Source organism: Clostridium sp. UBA2485 (genome assembly GCF_002341865.1).
Classification (GTDB): domain Bacteria; phylum Bacillota; class Clostridia; order Clostridiales; family Clostridiaceae; genus Clostridium_J.
In genome coordinates, this window is record NZ_DDOV01000071.1 from 22275 (window position 1) to 40921 (window position 18647).

At 29.9% G+C, this 18647-nt stretch carries 18 protein-coding genes and 1 riboswitch; all 18 genes read right to left on the bottom strand.

What is annotated here, in order from left to right; genetic code table 11:
* Positions 1–14 precede the first annotated feature (14 nt).
* The gene (locus B3603_RS14160; RefSeq protein WP_291566034.1) at positions 15–962 is read right to left on the bottom strand and encodes a (4Fe-4S)-binding protein; all 948 of its coding nucleotides are present in this window, start codon (positions 960–962) and stop codon (positions 15–17) included.
* A gap of 18 nt (positions 963–980) precedes the next feature.
* Complete coding sequence (locus tag B3603_RS14165; protein ID WP_291566036.1) at positions 981–2612, bottom strand: FAD-dependent oxidoreductase; 1632 nt, start codon at positions 2610–2612, stop codon at positions 981–983.
* Positions 2613–2805: 193 nt separating this feature from the next.
* The gene (locus B3603_RS14170; RefSeq protein WP_291566038.1) at positions 2806–3720 is read right to left on the bottom strand and encodes a LysR family transcriptional regulator; all 915 of its coding nucleotides are present in this window, start codon (positions 3718–3720) and stop codon (positions 2806–2808) included.
* Positions 3721–4111: 391 nt separating this feature from the next.
* A complete protein-coding gene (locus B3603_RS14175; protein WP_291566040.1) occupies positions 4112–5095 on the bottom strand; it encodes a permease prefix domain 1-containing protein in 984 nt (327 codons plus the stop codon).
* Positions 5082–5426: a PadR family transcriptional regulator gene (locus B3603_RS14180; protein WP_291566042.1), complete on the bottom strand. Its 345-nt coding sequence runs from the start codon at positions 5424–5426 to the stop codon at positions 5082–5084. The genes B3603_RS14175 and B3603_RS14180 overlap by 14 nt, the downstream gene beginning before the upstream one ends.
* 347 nt (positions 5427–5773) lie before the next feature.
* Positions 5774–6325 carry a DUF6512 family protein gene (locus tag B3603_RS14185; RefSeq protein ID WP_291566044.1) on the bottom strand — a complete coding sequence of 184 codons (552 nt, stop codon included), beginning with the start codon at positions 6323–6325 and terminating at the stop codon, positions 5774–5776.
* Between the two features lie 169 nt (positions 6326–6494).
* The gene (locus tag B3603_RS14190) at positions 6495–7499 is read right to left on the bottom strand and encodes a hypothetical protein (protein WP_291566046.1); all 1005 of its coding nucleotides are present in this window, start codon (positions 7497–7499) and stop codon (positions 6495–6497) included.
* Positions 7500–7512: 13 nt separating this feature from the next.
* The gene (locus B3603_RS14195; protein ID WP_312573313.1) at positions 7513–7851 is read right to left on the bottom strand and encodes a PadR family transcriptional regulator; all 339 of its coding nucleotides are present in this window, start codon (positions 7849–7851) and stop codon (positions 7513–7515) included.
* Between the two features lie 183 nt (positions 7852–8034).
* On the bottom strand, positions 8035–9312 hold the full coding sequence (locus B3603_RS14200) for a PHP domain-containing protein (RefSeq protein WP_291566049.1): 1278 nt from the start codon (positions 9310–9312) through the stop codon (positions 8035–8037).
* Between the two features lie 323 nt (positions 9313–9635).
* Entirely contained in the window at positions 9636–10487 is an 852-nt protein-coding gene (locus B3603_RS14205; RefSeq protein WP_291566051.1) for a DMT family transporter, read from the bottom strand.
* On the bottom strand, positions 10474–11793 hold the full coding sequence (locus B3603_RS14210; protein ID WP_291566053.1) for an opine metallophore biosynthesis dehydrogenase: 1320 nt from the start codon (positions 11791–11793) through the stop codon (positions 10474–10476). Before B3603_RS14210 ends, B3603_RS14205 begins: the two co-directional genes overlap by 14 nt.
* Entirely contained in the window at positions 11790–12569 is a 780-nt protein-coding gene (locus B3603_RS14215) for a nicotianamine synthase family protein (RefSeq protein ID WP_291566055.1), read from the bottom strand. Before B3603_RS14215 ends, B3603_RS14210 begins: the two co-directional genes overlap by 4 nt.
* A gap of 69 nt (positions 12570–12638) precedes the next feature.
* A complete protein-coding gene (locus B3603_RS14220) occupies positions 12639–13397 on the bottom strand; it encodes an ABC transporter ATP-binding protein (protein WP_291566057.1) in 759 nt (252 codons plus the stop codon).
* On the bottom strand, positions 13397–14458 hold the full coding sequence (locus B3603_RS14225; protein ID WP_291566059.1) for a FecCD family ABC transporter permease: 1062 nt from the start codon (positions 14456–14458) through the stop codon (positions 13397–13399). Before B3603_RS14225 ends, B3603_RS14220 begins: the two co-directional genes overlap by 1 nt.
* A gap of 3 nt (positions 14459–14461) precedes the next feature.
* Positions 14462–15598, bottom strand: a complete 1137-nt coding sequence (locus B3603_RS14230; RefSeq protein WP_291566061.1) for an ABC transporter substrate-binding protein — start codon at positions 15596–15598, stop codon at positions 14462–14464.
* 299 nt (positions 15599–15897) lie between these two features.
* A riboswitch (cobalamin riboswitch) is annotated at positions 15898–16085 on the bottom strand.
* A 175-nt stretch (positions 16086–16260) separates the two neighbouring features.
* Entirely contained in the window at positions 16261–16722 is a 462-nt protein-coding gene (gene ribE, locus B3603_RS14235) for a 6,7-dimethyl-8-ribityllumazine synthase (RefSeq protein ID WP_291566063.1), read from the bottom strand.
* Between the two features lie 66 nt (positions 16723–16788).
* Positions 16789–17988 (bottom strand): bifunctional 3,4-dihydroxy-2-butanone-4-phosphate synthase/GTP cyclohydrolase II, encoded by a 1200-nt coding sequence (locus tag B3603_RS14240; RefSeq protein WP_291566065.1) that lies wholly within the window; start codon positions 17986–17988, stop codon positions 16789–16791.
* Between the two features lie 12 nt (positions 17989–18000).
* The gene (gene ribE, locus B3603_RS14245) at positions 18001–18645 is read right to left on the bottom strand and encodes a riboflavin synthase (protein WP_291566067.1); all 645 of its coding nucleotides are present in this window, start codon (positions 18643–18645) and stop codon (positions 18001–18003) included.
* Positions 18646–18647 lie beyond the last annotated feature (2 nt).

Here is an 18647-nt window from a genome sequence, read left to right on the forward strand (position 1 = left end):
TATTTATCTATCATCTAGCAGGAATATCCTCTTTTAGTGTGAAGTTCTGCACTTAATATTTCTTCTTTTCTATCAAGAATCTTATTCTCTAATATAGCTTTTGAAACTTCTTCAAAGCCAATTCTATCTACCATGTCTCCAAATCTTTCTCCAGTTTTACCCTTTTCTCTATAATATAAAATTGATTTTTCTATTATGTTCATAGCTTCATCATAGGAATAAATTTCTTCAATCATTTGTCCTCTTTTTGGAACTTTTCCCCATTTTCCACCTATAAACAATTTAACTCCTTCTTTTCCACATTCTATTGAATCAAAGTGGCATTTATCTATACATAATCCACAGTTATTACATTTTTCTATGTCTATATGAAGCTTTCCATCAATAACTTTAGCTGCACCTTTTCTACAGGCTTCTTCCACTGAACATTTTTTGCATCCTGAGCATAAATCTTCATCATACGCTGGAACTCTTTGTCCCATTATACCAAAGTCATTTAAGTCAGGTTTTATACAATTATTTGGACATCCTCCTATACCTATTTTAAACTTATGTGGTAAAAGTACATTATAATATCCTTTGTAGAATCTCTCATGTATTTTTCTTGCTAACTCTTGCGTATCTAAAAGTCCAAATACACATACGGTCCCTTTACAAGAAACTACCGGTCTAACTCTTGGTCCTGTTCCTCCTGCTTCAAGCCCAGCATCTTTCAATTCACCTTTTATCTTTGGAATATCTTCATAGTTTAACCATGGTATCTCTACTGTAAGTCTTGTAGTATAGCTCATATATCCTCTTCCATATTTTTCAGCTATATCAGAAAGGACCCTTGTTTCATTAGAATTTAAATTTCCATCTTCTGTGATTACTCTACAAGCAAAATGTTTTCCATCCCTTTGAGGAATAAATCCCTGTCCCTTTAATTTTGATTTTTCTTCTGCCGAAACTTTTATTGCCATTCCCTTCACTACCCTTCCCTATATTTGTGGTATTGTCATTCCACCTTCTAATATTTTTATATCTTTATATCCTAAAGCCTTAAGCTTTTTATAAGCTATATACGCTATTTTACCGACCCTACAAACTAAAATTAAATTTTCATTCTTTTCAATATGGTTTATATGCTCATTAATATTATCAAAAGGAATATTGATTGCACCTTCAATATGTTTTTCTTCAAACTCATCTTCACTTCTTAAATCAATTACCCTATACTTATCTTTATCCTGCCTGAATTCTATAGGAGTTACTGTATCAACTTTTCCATTCATTTTATTTAAAAGCACATTTGCAGCCACTATAGTTGATGCCATTGCCATGGAAAATGGTGGTGCATATGCAAGGTCTAAATTTTCTATATCTTCAACTTTTGCTTTAAAGGTTATGGCTGTAGCCAATATATCAATAGGTTTATCTATCACTCCTGGACCTATAATTTGTGCTCCTAATATTCTTCTAGAGTCTTTATCTGCAATAAGCTTTGTAACAATATTTTTAGCTCCTGGATAATAATGAGCCCTATCATTAGTTGGAACTAATATACTTATGGTATTGAATCCTGAAGATTTCGCATCCTGCTCTGATAATCCAGTTTTGCCTGTATTTATATCAAATATTTTTACTACAGTAGTACCTAAAACCCCATCCAAAGCCGCTCTCTCTCCTGATATATTAAGAGCTGCAATACGTCCCATCTTATTTGAGGTTGAACCCATTGGATACCACACTTTGCTTTCTGTAATAATATTTATATTCTCTGCACAGTCTCCTACTGCATATATATCCTTCTCACTGGTTTCCATATATTCATTGACCCTTATGGCATTTCTTTCTCCAAGGGTTATTCCTGCTCTTTGTGCAATCTCCGTATTAGCCCTTACTCCTATTGCCATAACTACCATGTCTGCCTTTATTTTTCTTTTATCTGTTATTACTTTCTCTACTCTATTTGCTCCTTCAATGGAAATTACTTGTTCTTCCATAAGAGGCATTATTCCTTTGTCTAAAAGATGTTCCTGTGCAATATGAGCTATCTCTATATCAAACCCTGGTAATATTTGTGGTGCCATTTCTATTAGTGTAACTTTTACCCCTTGTTCTATAAGATTTTCTGCTACCTCTATTCCAATAAAACCTCCACCTATTACAACTGCTCTTTTCACATCACCTTGTTCTACAGCTTCTCTTATCTTCACTGCATCTTCAGGAGTCCTAATAGTAAAAACTCCCTCTAAATCTTTTCCTTCCATTGCTGGCACAAAGGGAGATGCCCCAGTAGCAATAACTAATTTATCATAGTTTAACTTTTTTATTTCTCCACTGCTTAAATCCTGTACTTCTACCTCTTTTGAATTCTTTGATATTTCCTTTGCTTCCAATTGTGTAAATACCTGAACTCCGGTAAATTTCTCAAATTCTTCAGGTGTTTTAACTATAAGATCTTTTTTATCTTCAATGACTCCACCAATATAATAAGGAAGTCCACATCCTGCATAGGATATATGCTTGTCTCTTGTTATTAAAGTTACATCATAATTTTTGTCTTCTCTCTTAAGCTTCGCAGCAGTCTTGGTCCCTGCAGCAACCCCTCCTATAACCAGTATTTTCACATTACCCCCACCTTCAACTTAATTTGTTAATTTATAAACATAATAGGTTAAATTGAATTTTTTGTAACATCATCATATTTATTATATCGCCTCTATGATACAAACTGAACTTAAGAATAGTTATAGTAGAATAAAAATTCTTTATATTAAAATTAATTAAAGCAGCATAAAATCTTCATAAGAAAAGGCTGAACTAGAGGATTTCTTTCCCTAGTTCAGCCTTATTACATTCCTTTTTACAAAAATCAATAAAATTATTTATGAATTCCATATTTGAATTCTTTAAATATATAAAATTAAATTCTCTTTTTATTGTTAAATTTTTAATTGGTAATATCTTAATCTTTCTACTTATCACTGAAGGCTTTAAGGCTTCACAAGATACTACCGTAGCCCCTAATCCCGATTCTACAAGAGATATGATTGCAGTTATATCCCCAATTTCCATGTAGGGAATAATTTTCTTAGGATCATATCCCTGCTCAGCTATATAATCTTCAAAAACCTTTCTCGTACCAGATCCTCTTTCTCTCAATATAAGCTTTTCCATAAGAACCTCTTCAATAGTTATACTTCTTCTTTTAGCCAATTGATGTTTTCTTGAAATTGCAAATACAAGTTCATCATCTTTGAGCTTTTCATAAATAACTTTATTCTTATCAAAAGGTCCTTCGATAACTCCTAAAATAATCTCTCCACTAAAAAGCTTTTGAATTATAGTTTCCGTATTTTCCACTTGAAGTATTATATCTATATTTTTATTACTCATTTTATAATTGCCTATAATAGGAGGTAGTACGTATCCTCCAATGGTAAGAGTAGCACCTACATCATATCTTTTTATAGTGCAAGCCTCATTAGTTATTTGATTTTTAACCAACTTACTTATTTTATCTACCTCTAAGGCATATTTATACAATATATTCCCTGCCCTAGTAAGTTCCATAGTCTTATGCTTTTTTTCTATTAACTTTACATTGTAATATTCCTCTAAAAGCTTTATATGGTGAGAAATTGCAGGCTGAGTCATATTTAATATATTAGCAGCTCTTGTAAAGTTTTTTGTATTAGCCACAGTTATAAATGTTTCAAGTTTTATATCAATCACAACTTACATTCATTCCTTCCTATTTCATAAAGTAAGCATTAAAAACCTCTAATTTTTCTAATTTCATATTTCTTCTTTGCCGCTGCATTGAAAGTATATAAAATAATTTTAGGTACATGAAACTAAATAATAAGTCAAAGATGCGCTGAATATTTACATCAAGCAGGAGGCCAGTTCAGCTGGTAGTATATCTATCAGTGGGTTCTTCCGGCGCAGCATGACGCAAAATATACTAGCATACTGACTTGTTTATTTTTTCATGTACCTTATATCTACTATAACATTAATCAATTCTCCTGCTTTCTTTTGAATTTATATAAAAAATAATTTATATTTTCCATTAATTATTTGACATAAAAATGTTTATATAAAATCAAAACTTATAGTAGAATTATTTTTCATTCTCTCTCTTCATCATGGTGTATGCACCACTAAATGCTCCGAAAAGCACACCAGTAATAGGAAATACAATCCAGCAAATGTTCCATGCCCCAAATACAACCCCGCCAATCAAGAATATTGCAGTAGTAAGTGGCCATACAACCGCTCCAACAGCACCAATTACTCTATTATTCTCTTTACTTTTCTTAGAATATTCTTCAATTTGTAAAAGTATGCTATAACTACTGTTTATATTTCCAACTCTTACAAACATAAATACAGCAATTGCTACCATTACTAATAATATAACTACTCCATAACTGGATAATTTATATTCATTTCCTTTTATTGAAGACAAAATAATTGATGGCGCAGGTGATAATACACAAAGAATAACACCAATAATAATATTCATAGTGAAAGTTGATGAGAATTCTTCTTTTCTTTGTTGAACTTTGTTTTTCACATATGATGGAATATTAAAATCTCTTTCTAAATACTTGTACTTTTCAAGCTTAGTACCAGAATAGATAAACAGACCAACAGCAGCAGCAATTAAAAGAAGTAGTGATACAATACTAATTGCATTGAAAATTCCCTCATAAATTCCTATTATAGACATATTGTTTGTTACAAGCCCTTCAATAAAGATTAATGCTGCTGGAGCTAAAATACATAAAAATACTCCAATAGCAATCATATTTCCATACTTCTCTTTATCAACCATAAAGCTTTCTGCTTCTTCCATAGAAATTGTTCTAATATTATTTGCTTCCTTTGTAGTATCAATGCCAAATTCCTCAATCAGTTCATCAATATTACCAAATTCTGAGATAACAATACCAATGGCTTCATTTTCTGTCTTTCCACTTTTTTTAAGCTCATTATATTTATCTTCCATATTGTATAATAACTCTTTTTTTAACTTCATAGTTTCAGCATTCTTCGGCAAACTTGCAAAGATGTTATCTAAATAATTTTTAATTGTCTCCACTTTCATTCATCTCCTTAATAAATTTACTCATTACTTCTTTTATAACTTTCCACTCTTCACATTTATCCTTATAATACTCACGACCTTTTGAGGTGATTCTGTAATAGGTTCTCCTCTTTCCAAAAGTCTCATCTCCATAAAAAGACTCTATATATCCATTGTTTTCTAATCTAGTAAATGCAGAGTATAATGTTGTTTCCTTGATGACATACTTTTCTTCTGAAAGCTTTTTTATTGTTTTAGATATCTCATATCCATAGGATTCTTTATCTAAGAGTGTAAAAAGAATAATTGTATCATTATAACCTCTAATGACATCACTACTTATCAAATGTTATTCTCCCTCCTATTCAATAACTATGCTAATTTATTTTATTAGATAACTATTATTCCTACTATATTAAGGCACATTCAATAAAATAACCAACTAGTATGGGTCATATATTTTCTTCATATGCTTTGTGCGATTACTACGTCTAACGTACTTCATCTGTCGTAGTAATTATACTATACCATAATTACTACGACAGATAAAGTACTTTTTCATATTTTCTAAATTTATTTTTTATAATATCTTTTGTATGCTTTTACTTTAAAAATAAAAAAACTAAGAGTTTCCCCTTAGTTTTTTTATGATTTAAATATTGTCTGTTATTTTTATCAAATAATAAATTTGCTCTATTTAATTATTCCATATTGGCCTGTTATACCATCTCTAAAAATTGGTAGATGAGGTGGATAAAATGTAAATACCATAAAAATCAAGATTAAAAATATAAAAATATACATAGAAATATGCGAATTTATACCTTTAGAATATTTATAAAAATGAAATGCTAGTAATTGGCCAAATAAAATACTTACAAATAATATAATAATATCCACAATTAATACCTCAATTCCAAATGCCTGAGTGTAAAAATAATATAGCATTGGAGTTGTTATAATAGATGTTACTAAAGCTATCAAAGCACTAGTAAACCATTTGTTTTTATCAATATTATGTTTTTTACCCTTTATTAGATAATAAATTCCCCACCAACAGATTACAGGTAAAAGTATCATTTTCAAGTGTTCCCAAATACTTTCATTTATAGGAGAGATGAGGCCAATTATTACATTTTTCCCACTAAAATCATAAAAAAAGTGCATAAAGCTACCAATTAAGAAAAGAATGGGGATACCTTTTAGAATCCATTTTTGTGCTGCTGATAATGACTTATATTCCATAAAATACCTCTATATACAATAATATTTCATTAATTTATATGATAGAAGTATTTTATTTATTCCTTTATTTCCTTAAAATTCATATAATATTTGCTTACATCCATTTAAAATAATTACATAAATAGTAAAAATAGATATAAAACAATAATATTAAGATCTTATTTAATATTTATTTATGATTTGCGTATTTTATATACTTAAAGAAAACCCAAAGGATATCTAATATAGCTATTATTATTATAATGATAATACATACATCTAACATATTACCCCAGTTCATTATAGGTAAGTTTTGTATATCAAATAATGTTGATATCTCAGTTATAAAATTTGAGTTCCAAATCTTTGGATTTAATAAGAATATAATTAATACCGCTGTAGATGTCACACTTAAAATTGAATAAATTACAGCTGATTTTATGGTCCATTTACCAGCAATAAGTTTTGTGAGTTCCTTAGATATTCCTAATATAAATAGGATGATTATAATAAAACCTAAACTTTTTATTGCATCTAAATTAAAAATAGGAATCATTCTTGTCTCATTATTAACAGTTATATATGCTACTAAGTGTTGTGGCATAAAATAAACTACAATAAAAAATATAGTTGTAAATATAATACCCACTATAGATTCCGATGTCTTAATTCTAATTTTTTCATTTGGTACTTCTGGCAAGCTGGACGGATCCCAAGTTTTTTTATCTTTACCATTCCCATCTATATTTACACCTTTATATTCAATAATTGCAAAAATTCCTGTTACCCAAGCTGCACCTTGAATAGCTCCAGAGAAAAGTGAGGTAATATACACTGTAATTACGTTAGCTATCTGAGATACATTTGCAGGTTCATTAAATATTCGACCAACTATGGTCGCTACTGTTATTCCTAAAAATACCGCTAAAAATACTATTTTTAAAACATAAATATACCTATCAAAATATTTTGGCCCAATTAAATATCGTTTCTCTCCTCTATAATTATCTGCAAGCACTTCAGGATCTCCTAATTCTTTAAGAGCTTTATATGCCTTTTCTTCATAGGTTAAATTTTCGTCATAACCGTTGATTATATCATCGATAAGCCCCCTAATTTCTTCCTCTACTTCTTTTCTTTCCTTTTCTGGTAGTTTGCAAACTACAGCATATACATATCTATCAATAACATTCATAAAACCCCTCCTACTATTCAATAAAACTATTGGTTGTTTTCACGATATCTTTCCACACATCACAAAGTCTTTTAAAAACAATTTCCCCTATTTTACTCATCACATAATATTTTCTAGGTTTCGTTCCATCAGTATCCCATGAACTTTCCAGAATTCCCTGCCTTTCTAATCTTCTAAGTAGAGGATAAAGCGTACTTGCATCTATAGTCATTCCTTTATCTTGAAGACTTGTAACAAGAGAATAGCCATATTGTGGTGTCTTTAATTGACTTAATACACTTAAGACCAACGTTCCTCTTCTAAGCTCTAGAGTTAAACCTTCTATTAACTCATCTTCTGTAATCTTATCCACAATATCACCTCCTATTATGATTATACTGTATAACGTACACTATTGTAAATAATATATTATATGTTATTTTATAATATTTTGTTCATACAAAAAAAGCCCTGATTAATCAAGGCTTTAAAAACTTATTTGTTCTTTTCATAAAAAAATATAAACTTATCATAAGGCTCACTTATTCTAATGTATTCAATCTATTTTTCCTTGTTGTGCAGTAACCTTAAATGGTTGAGTAAAGCTTACTCCGCCTTCTCCTACTATTACTGCACGTACATATGGAGTAGGTGATGTAACTTCATTTAAATTTAGAGAATTTCCTCTCCCTAGCTGTCTACTATTTGAACCTATCCATTCAATATATTGTATATTTTCCCCTTCTATTGTTATGGTATCCTTATCATTATCAACTATAATATTAGTAATAGTTGGAGCTGGAATGTTAGGATTATTTTTTCTATTATTCTCTGCACTTATATTAGCTGTAAAATAAAACTCTCCATTTTCCATAGCTCTTCTAAATTTTTCTTCAGTATACTCTCCATCTATTAACATTCTATTATAACTTGTATTAACCTCATTAAGGCGATGTGAATCAGCATTTGCAAATCCCCATACATTTCTCTCTTCTATTATATCTGTTAGTATATCGTCCCATAACTTCCTATCATTAGGATATCTATCATCTTTATTTATAACTTCTAATCCAACTAAATTTGGAAATTGTTTATATAAATTTATATACCATGTATGTGGCTTATCATACCTTCCTGGATGATTTAAATGTGCTAAAGCATTTTGACTTTCTATATATTTTAACGCTTCTTCTTCTGTTGATAATTTCTCAATTTCTTTTAAGAAAAAACCATTTATATGATGATGTTTAGATGAAAACTCAGCGCCTGGTATACCATTTAACCCTTTTGGTATGATTACATTTTTATCACCTTTTTTAGGATCATTCCAAGGATAGGTTAAGCGATCGTGATCAGTTATTGCTAATACGCCATATCCAAGCTCTGAGTACTTATTTAATACTTCTTGTATTGTATCTTTTCCATCACTCTTTTTTGTATGAGCATGGAGATTAGATTTTAATTGATTTGCTGTACGCCAATCTATATTCTTATAAGGATTGTCTATTGTATAATCTGTCTTCTCTACAACTTTAACTTCTATAGAAGATTGAAGTTCTCCATCCTTAGATGTAGGTATTACTCTGGCTCTACCAATACCCTTAGCAGCTATAAATCTACTACCTTTTGAGGGCAATGTTTCTATTACATTTCCTTCTTTTAACCCTATTAAACTCTCCTCATAATTTGTAGTTTCTATGCTTTCATTAGACATTGAGCATAATGTAGATATGCTTGTATCTTGTTCACTTACTATTCCTAAAGCTTTTGATCCAATAGTTGATACTACTATAGTTGCCATCAAAATACATTCCACTATTTTCTTATACTTCATAATCATATCACCTATACTTTCACATGAATTTAATATTTTATTGTAAAGGTCAAACTTATTATAAAACTTCAAGCAGATATCTTATAAAAGTATTTTAAAATTCTTAAAGTTATAAAATCTATATATAATTATTTTGTCCAAAAAATTAAAATATATTTTTTAGTTTTAAAAATAAAAGCAGCTATCTCAAAACAAATTTTTAAGATAACCACTTTTTTAAATTGCTTAATTTTATAAAAATTATAATGTCTAAATTGATATTAATTATCTAACTTTTCCGCTATGTGAAATAATTCCTATAATACCACTTTAGTATTAATTTTTTATGTCGTTGTTTTTTGCCTAGATAAGACAATAGATGCTCCAACAATGAGTATTCCGCCTATAATAGAATACATAGATAAGGATTCTCCAAATAAAATAAATCCCCAAGCCGTATTGAAAAATATTCCTATATATCTTACTACTTCCACAATTACAGCATTGGTATTTCCAAAAGCACCTGTTAAGAATATTTGTGCTAACAATGATACAGCTCCTAAAATAAATAACAAAACAAATTCTCTTACTGTTGGTACTACAAAATTATTTCTCATTAGTATAGCAGCTACTATAGTAGATGCTGCTAAGAAATAAAACACAATTTCATAATGATGATGTTTCTTAGATTTGGCCAATTTTCTTATAGTAATTGAAGCACTCGCTGATAAAATTGCACTTAATAATCCAAAGATAGCATAACAAGAATAAGTAGAATATCTAAAAGGATTTATAATGAGTGCCGCACCAAATAGAATAATAATTATAAATATCCATCCATTTTTCGGTAATTTTTCTTTTAGAAAAATAGATGCAAATATCATTACAAAAAATCCAGATAAGTGGACAAGTATTGCTGCATCTCCTAACTTCATTGTGGAAATAGCAAAAAAGTAAGTTACCATATAAAGTCCTCCAAGCATACCTCTAAGTAACAATAATGGTTTTTGCTCTTTAGAAAACTTTACATTAGAAATTTTCATTAAAATTAATATTAATATTGTTCCAATTATACCTCTAAAAAATGCTATTTCATTAGATGGTATTCGAGAACTTACAGACTTCACCAAAACATTCATTATACTAAATGTAAAAGAAGACAGTATTGCTAACATAACACCTTTATTTACTTTCATTAAATCGCTCCTCAACTATAATTTTTGCATTATTTAAGATATCATCTTTAAATATATGATTATTCATATTTTCTTTGCCTTTATCATTAATAAATCTATTCAAATGCATATCAAACACATCTATTAGGTCTTTTGTATTTTTCATCTCTATATCTAGCATAGCCCCAATATTATATAAAAGTTTAATCTTTCTATAGTCCTCGAAGGGCATTCTAGGTATATTCCATTTACTTAAGTTATCTTTGTAAATTTTAGGATAGGGAACCTTTGAAAACTCAAAATATTTGCCCTCCCTATCAGGAATAGAAAAAGGATCTATTAATATTGAAGAATATCTAACATAGAGTAAATACTCCTGTTTTATTTTACTGTATTGAGTAAAGTTATCTATATCATCTCTGGATATAGATTCTTCCATCACAGGATAATTATCATCATTTAAAAACTTAAGAAGATTCATAGGTTTAATTTTTAAATGGCTATATACATTAGATATTTCTTTCCATAGAGAGCACATTGTGGCAATAGTTTTCATTGTTATTGGACCCTCTGGATACAGCTTGTACACATATTTATTTGTTTTATCATAATCAAATATTTGATTTAGACTAATATTATTAATCAAGAAAGCTGGATGTACAAATACAGTTATGTTCTTACTTTCTACTTCCAATGGTTCATCTAATATTTCACAAATAACTCCAATTTCTTTTAAAAAGTTTTTAAGAGCTAGTAGCTTAGAACTATTTTTAAAAGTTGAACCTATATATATCTTTTTCTTTAAAGCTTTTGTTGTTATTTCTAATAAAGATTCTTTTGAAATATATTTTGTAGCTCCAAAATAATTTGATAAACTAATTATTTCAATATCTCTTTCATATAACTTTAAATAATTAGAAACCAAGATGCTTGACCCAAATTCTGGTGACACTAAAATGATAGTTTTGATTTTTTTTAGTTTGTTAAAATCTAATTTTTTTAACACTTCTATATAACAGTCACAAGGAACACATAATATAATAGTTTCCCAGATATCTTCTATGTTAAAATAATCTATATATAAGTTTTGTAGTTTATACCTTCCTTCCATCATAGCTAATTCTTTTTTAGCTACATTTCCTTTTAATATGAAATTGTTGTTTTTTAATTGTTCTACAAAACATATAGACTTATTACTATTTCTAATAACTATTCCAATTTCATCTGAAAATCCCTTGGATAAATTAATTATCATATTAATTGCCACTGGTCCAGAACCTATTATTAGTGTGTTTTCTAAACTATTATGCATATTCTTATTTATCATAAAGTTTTCTCCAAAACTACGCTTTCATAAATATACTTATTATCTTTTATTATTGTTTTTTGGCAGTTCTTTATTTCTTTTATATCTAAAGGATAATTAAATATACTTTTTAATTTATTTCCATATCTCAAAATAACCTTTGTATCACCATCAATATTTTCTAATAAATATTTTGCCATATCTAATTTGGGTTCAACTAAAGAAGCTATTATAATATGGCTAAAACTATTTAAATCAAAATTACTTATATCTTCTGATGAAAATGATATATTTTTAATGCCATACTTATCAGATAACTTCTCTGATAGCTCAAGCGCTTCATTATCAACATCTAAACAAACTACTTCAGAGTTAACTTCATCATTTATAGTGAATGCTGTTATAGGCATAGCCCCAGAACCTATAAATAAAATTTTTGATTTATTATTTATATCAAATTCTAATATTTCATTTTCTACTGCTAGCCTTAGTTCATCAGAATACTTAAATGAATCTAAGTTATTATTTAATATACTGCGTGCTTGACATTTTTCAACCCATCCTAAAGCCTTTGAATTAGCCTCTCTCACTTCTTTCACTAAAGTATCATAGTCTTCTTTTGATACATATTTGCTCCATTTTAAATTATTAGAACTATCTAATATAAAATCGCATACGTAATCAAGCTTATCTTTCAAAACTATAAAACATTCACTATGTTCCTTACATAAACTCATAATTTCATTAATATCCACGTTTATTAATTTTAAATCTAATAAAAATTTATGTTTTTCCATATACATTAACCTCTCAACCTCTTTATACTTTTAATATTTAAACATTAATAAAATAATGTTATATCAATACTAACTGCAATTAATTGGTGTCACACTAAGATAACCTTTCTTTGTACAACAAACCTCTACTTCTACTTTATATACCTCTTTTAATAGTAATGGATCTAACACTTCTTCCGGCTTTCCTTCTTTAGCCACATATCCTTCGCTAAGTAGTATAAACTTATCACTGTATCTCGTAGATAACGCTAAATCATGGATTACTATAATAGTAATAGCATTGTTTTCTGTGGTGTATTCTCTTGCTAGATCTAAAACCTGTAATTGATGCCTTATATCTAACGCACTGGTTGGTTCATCTAGTAGTAATATCTTTGGCTTTGAAACTAAAGCTTGTGCCATAATCACAAGTTGTTTTTCTCCACCACTTAAACTAGAAAACTTATTATAGCTTAGATGACTTAAATTTATTTTCTTTAATATTTTATTTGTTTCTTCTAGCTTATCTTTAGAAATCTTCCATCTTAGATCCTTCATATGTCCAAGCAATACCATTTCAAATACAGTTAAATTAGAGTTACTATTACTCATCTGTGGAACATAGGCCATTTTCTCTATAGGAATTTTTTCCTTTGGATTTCTGTCCATATGTATAGTCCCTTCATAATTGATCATTTTTGACATAGCTTTTATAAATGTAGTCTTTCCTGTACCATTTGGACCGATGATAGAAGTTATCTCTCCCTCATGAAAGGTAGCGGTAATATCTTTTAAGACTTCTTTATTCTTAAACTTAACTGAAACTCTTTCTGCTGTAATAAAACTCATTATTCTGCTCCTTTCGATAGTAATAAAAATAATAAGAATGGTACCCCGACAATAGATGTAACAATCCCTATTGGTATTAATGCACCTGGTTTTATTATTTTAGATATTATAGAAGCAACCACCATAATAAGAGCTCCAAACATGGCAGAGACAGGAGATAAATACCTTTGATCTTCTCCAACTGATAATCTAGCAAAGTGAGGAGAAATCAATCCTATAAATCCAATAGGCCCTATAAAAGAAACTGCCCCAGTTGTTAGCAAGGTTGCAATTGTAAATACTTTTAGTTTTAGCTTGTCTACATCTATTCCAAGACTTCTTGCTCTTTCTTCACCAGCAGATAATGCTGTTATTTTCCACACTACTGTTGTAGTTAATAAAAGGCATATAATAAAAATTGACATTGTAACAAAAACACCAACCCAAGTAGATTTTAGTAAGCTTCCAAACATCCAAAATACAATTTGTTGAGATACTTCTGGTGCAGACATATATTGAACTAAGGATTGCAGTGCCTGAAATAAAAAATGAATAACAATCCCTGTTAATATCATTGTTATAGATTTCATTCCTTTATTTTTTCCTATAAAATAAATACACATGCTAGATATAAATGAAAATAAAAACGCCATTAGCGGTATAGAAATCCAACCTATATTTCCAATAGTAAACCCTGTTAAGATAGCAAGTGAAGCTCCAAACCCTGCTGCTGAAGAAATACCAAGAGTATATGGACTTGCTAAAGGATTATTAAGTATTGTCTGCATATGAGACCCTGCAAGACCTAATGAAGCTCCGACAAATACACATGTTAGAGTCATCGGCAGTCTTATAGACCACATTACAGCTGAATGTACACTTTTATTCTTTGGTCCTTGCAACAATGTACTTATTACATCAGATAAAGACATACCAGATGGTCCAACAGCTAAATCTATGATACAAAATACAGCTAATAATGAAATTACAATAACAAATAAAAGAAGTCTTTTTTGATTGATATTCTTGTATATATGTTCTCCATTACTTAACTCTTCTAGTGCTTCTTTTTTATTTGTCATTATCTATTCCTCCTTTATCATAAAAGTACCCTCTGGCTTTACAGGTAAATACTTTGTATAGAACTCATTTAGATTTACTAGTGGATCTACATCTGTAAACTTTTCTGGGTGAATAGCTTTTGCAATATATTGAAGATATACGTAATCATAAAGTGTTCTAAGTCCACTGTGATCAACCCCATATATTTCTTTATCCTTCACTGCATTTAAATTCTCCCAACCCGGCCTTTTCAAATACATATTCATTGTTTCTAAAGCTCTTTCACTTTTAACATCAAATCCCATTTCAAATCTTTGTTTGCCTTGATCTTTAGAATTAGTTTGTCCAGAAAAAATTATAAGCTGTGGATTGCTAGATATAACATACTCAGGATTTAATGGTCCATAATCTGTAACTTTTCCCTGTGCTATGTTACTGCATTTTGCAGTTTTAAGTATATTTCCCCATAGGGAATCTCCATAAGAATTTCCATAGGTTTCTGGTCCTTGGCTTGCAAGCTCAAAATAAACAGATTTAAATTCACTTTCTGGCATTTCTTTTAATTTATTTTCAACATCTTCTGTCTGCTTTTTATAGTTTTCTATAAGTTCTTTTGCTCTCTCTTCTGTGCCAAGAAGCTTACCGAGTATTTCTGTACTCTTTATATGCTTTTCTAAAGTGAATGAATTGTAATCAACTACTGCTATAGGAATTCCAAGATTTTTAATTGTATTAATACCATCTCCTAATTTTTTTGCTTGATAAGGTGCAAGAATTACTAAATCTGGTTTGGCATCAATTAGCTTTTCCATACTGAAACTATCTAAATAAATTGAACCTGTGTCTATACATCCTTCTAAGTTTGGAATTACTTCTGCATATTTAGTCCACATTGCATTCATTAAATCCTTTGTTTCCCCTTTTGACATTGCAACGATTCTATCTAACTTAAAATCTCCAGATACAGCAATATAATTTTCTATATAAAATCCTAAGAATATTTTTTCTGCTGGTTTTTCTAAAACAATTTTATCTCCGTTAATATCTTCTACTTCAATAACCTTACTTTCTGCAGACTCACTTTTCCCATCTCCTTGTGAGCACCCCCCTAAACTTATAATCATTAATAAAGTTAATATAATACTAAATACTTTTTTCATAAGTATTCCTCCTAAAGTAGTTCGGTAATTTGAAATTTTCCGATAATTGTAATGTAATTAAGATTATTTTTCAAAATTTTATCATTCTTATATAATTTTATGAGCATTTTAAAATGCATATTATTAATTGATAATGCACATTATTTGCATTATACAAACCTTTTTCTCTAATAAAACCTTTCACCTCCTATAAAATAAATTATTTTTTCATAAATAATAGCCCTTTAACAACAGTTAAAGGGCTATCTATCAAAAAAAATATTTTTCAAATATTTATACCCCCCATCGCTCGTAGAGTTATTAGTATACTAAAATAGGCAGGTCTTCTGGCTTAAGCATCAACATTCCTACAGCCTTCCCAGTTTCCCAGTGGCATAATTGCAGGAACTCATCTATTACAGTGGCGGGACCGCGTGGGATTCAACCCACTTCCCTTTTAATTAATAGATATTAAAATATCTATTAAACCTATTTTCAATATATTCAATTTTCCAAAATCATTTTATCACATTATGGTTATATTTAGCAAATACTTTTTAATATTCTATGATAAAAATCATACAATTTAAATTCTCAAGAATCTAAATTGTATGGTTTTTTGTTTATTTAATTAAGCTTTTTATAAAAATCTAATCAAATGGATAAATTAATTATTACTTAAACTAAATATTCTTAATCAAATTAACCATTTCAATTGCTGTACAAGCAGCATCATATCCCTTATTTCCAGCTTTTGTACCTGCTCTTTCAATAGCTTGTTCAATATTATCTGTTGTAAGTACTCCAAAAATCGTAGGAACTCCTGTTGATAAACCTATAGAAGCAACTCCTTTTGATACTTCTGCACATACATAATCATAATGGGTAGTAGAACCTTTAATAACTGCTCCAAGACAAATAACTGTATCATATTTTCCGGATGACGCCATTTTTTGTGCCACTAATGGAATTTCAAAAGCTCCTGGAACCCATGCAATGGTAATATCATCATCATTAACTCCATGACGTATTAATGCATCCTGAGCTCCAGATACTAATTTTGATACAATAAATTCATTGAATCTTGCTGCTACAACTCCTACTTTTATATTGCTTGCTACTACATTTCCTTCCAATCTTCTCATTTCTTTTCCTCCAATTATTCTTTATAAATCTCTTCTATTAACCTCGGATACTTTCACCATATCACACTAATAAGTTGTCATATGTTCCATCTTTATCTGTTTAGTCATAAGATAAAATCTATCATCTTTGTTAGGATTAATTTGAATAGGAACACGGTTTTTTATAGTAATACCGTAATCAGCTAGTCCTGTTATCTTTTTAGGATTATTTGTTAAAAGTAAAAGTTCTGTTGCTCCTAAATCATATAATATTTGAGCGCTAACTCCATAATCCCTTAAATCTTCTGGAAAACCAAGCTTGATATTAGCTTCTACCGTATCATATCCCTGTTCTTGAAGTTCATAAGCCTTTAACTTATTGATAAGTCCTATTCCTCTTCCCTCTTGACGCATATACAGAATAATCCCTCTTCCTTCTTCTGCAATAGCTTTCATAGCAGCATCAAGTTGTTCACCACAGTCACAGCGACGTGAGCCTAATATGTCACCAGTTAAACATTCAGAATGGAGGCGACATAAAACAGGATCTCCATCAGCTACATCTCCCATTGCTAAAGCTACATGCTCCTCTCCATTTAATGTGTTTTCATAACCATAAATGGTAAATTCGCCGTACTTCGTAGGCAGCTTTGCTTTTGCACTCTTCTTTATAAAACTTTCTTCTTTTAATCGATAAGATACTAAATCTGCAATAGTTATCACCGTTAATTTATGTACCTTTGCAAATTCCAAAAGCTCTGTGGTACGCATCATCATCCCATCTTCTCTCATAATTTCACAACATAATCCACATTCTTTAAGTCCTGCAAGCTTTACCAAATCAACAGTTGCCTCCGTATGCCCCCTTCTTTCAATTACACCGCCTTCTTTTGACTCTAAAGGAAACATATGACCAGGACGTCTAAAATCTTCCGGATTAGCATCATCTTCTACTGCCTTTATAGCAGTAATGGATCTTTCATAAGCAGAAATCCCTGTAGTGGTATCTACATGGTCGATAGAAACAGTAAAAGCTGTAGAATGATTATCTGTATTATTTTTTACCATCTGTTCTAGTCCAAGCTTCTTAGTCAACTTGGCACTCATAGGCATACATATTAACCCTTTTCCATAACATGCCATAAAATTTACATTTTCCTGTGTTGCAAATTCTGCTGCACATACTAAATCTCCTTCATTCTCTCTGTCAGGGTCATCGATAATTAGAACGATTTTTCCACTTCTGATATCTTCTATTGCTTCTTCTATTGTGTTTATTTTTTTCATAATATCCTCCTCCTAAAAACCATGTTCGATTAAAAACTGTTCCGTAATCTTACTATTATTTTCTGATTCCTTTGATTTTAAAAGCTTTTCAATATATTTTCCTACCATATCACATTCCAAATTTACCTTATCACCAATTTTCTTATAAGATAAAATAGTTTCTTTTTGCGTATGAGGTATAATTGATACTTTAAATCCCTCTTCATCTACACAGGCAATGGTCAGACTGATTCCATCTATTGCAATAGATCCCTTTTCCACAATATAGCAAAGCTGTTTTTTATCTGTGGTAATGGTGTACCAAACAGCATTGTCATCTCTTCTTATGTGCGATATGCATCCTATCCCATCAATATGTCCAGATACCATATGTCCTCCAAATCTTCCATTGGCAAGCATAGCTCTTTCTAGATTTACTTTTGAACCGCTTCCAATATTCCCAAGAGTGCTTCTGTTCATTGTTTCAGACATGACATCTGCAGTAAATCCATCCTTTGCCATATCAGTTACGGTAAGACATACTCCATTAACTGCAATGCTATCTCCGATTTTTGTATCCTCTAGAATCTCCTTGCATTCAATAGTTAAAATAGATGATTTGCTTCCATTTCTAACTGACTTTATAGTTCCTATCTCCTCAATAATTCCAGTAAACATAA

Bases quoted from the DNA above. Each gene is read 5' to 3' on its own strand.
- B3603_RS14160 (WP_291566034.1), bottom strand. From the start codon at position 962: ATGGCAATAAAAGTTTCGGCAGAAGAAAAATCAAAATTAAAGGGACAG.
- B3603_RS14185 (WP_291566044.1), bottom strand. From the start codon at position 6,325: ATGGAATATAAGTCATTATCAGCAGCACAAAAATGGATTCTAAAAGGT.
- B3603_RS14190 (WP_291566046.1), bottom strand. From the start codon at position 7,499: ATGAATGTTATTGATAGATATGTATATGCTGTAGTTTGCAAACTACCA.
- B3603_RS14200 (WP_291566049.1), bottom strand. From the start codon at position 9,312: ATGAAGTATAAGAAAATAGTGGAATGTATTTTGATGGCAACTATAGTA.
- B3603_RS14205 (WP_291566051.1), bottom strand. From the start codon at position 10,487: ATGAAAGTAAATAAAGGTGTTATGTTAGCAATACTGTCTTCTTTTACA.
- B3603_RS14210 (WP_291566053.1), bottom strand. From the start codon at position 11,793: ATGATAAATAAGAATATGCATAATAGTTTAGAAAACACACTAATAATA.
- B3603_RS14215 (WP_291566055.1), bottom strand. From the start codon at position 12,569: ATGGAAAAACATAAATTTTTATTAGATTTAAAATTAATAAACGTGGAT.
- B3603_RS14220 (WP_291566057.1), bottom strand. From the start codon at position 13,397: ATGAGTTTTATTACAGCAGAAAGAGTTTCAGTTAAGTTTAAGAATAAA.
- B3603_RS14225 (WP_291566059.1), bottom strand. From the start codon at position 14,458: ATGACAAATAAAAAAGAAGCACTAGAAGAGTTAAGTAATGGAGAACAT.
- B3603_RS14230 (WP_291566061.1), bottom strand. From the start codon at position 15,598: ATGAAAAAAGTATTTAGTATTATATTAACTTTATTAATGATTATAAGT.
- ribE (WP_291566063.1), bottom strand. From the start codon at position 16,722: ATGAGAAGATTGGAAGGAAATGTAGTAGCAAGCAATATAAAAGTAGGA.
- B3603_RS14240 (WP_291566065.1), bottom strand. From the start codon at position 17,988: ATGAAAAAAATAAACACAATAGAAGAAGCAATAGAAGATATCAGAAGT.
- ribE (WP_291566067.1), bottom strand. From the start codon at position 18,645: ATGTTTACTGGAATTATTGAGGAGATAGGAACTATAAAGTCAGTTAGA.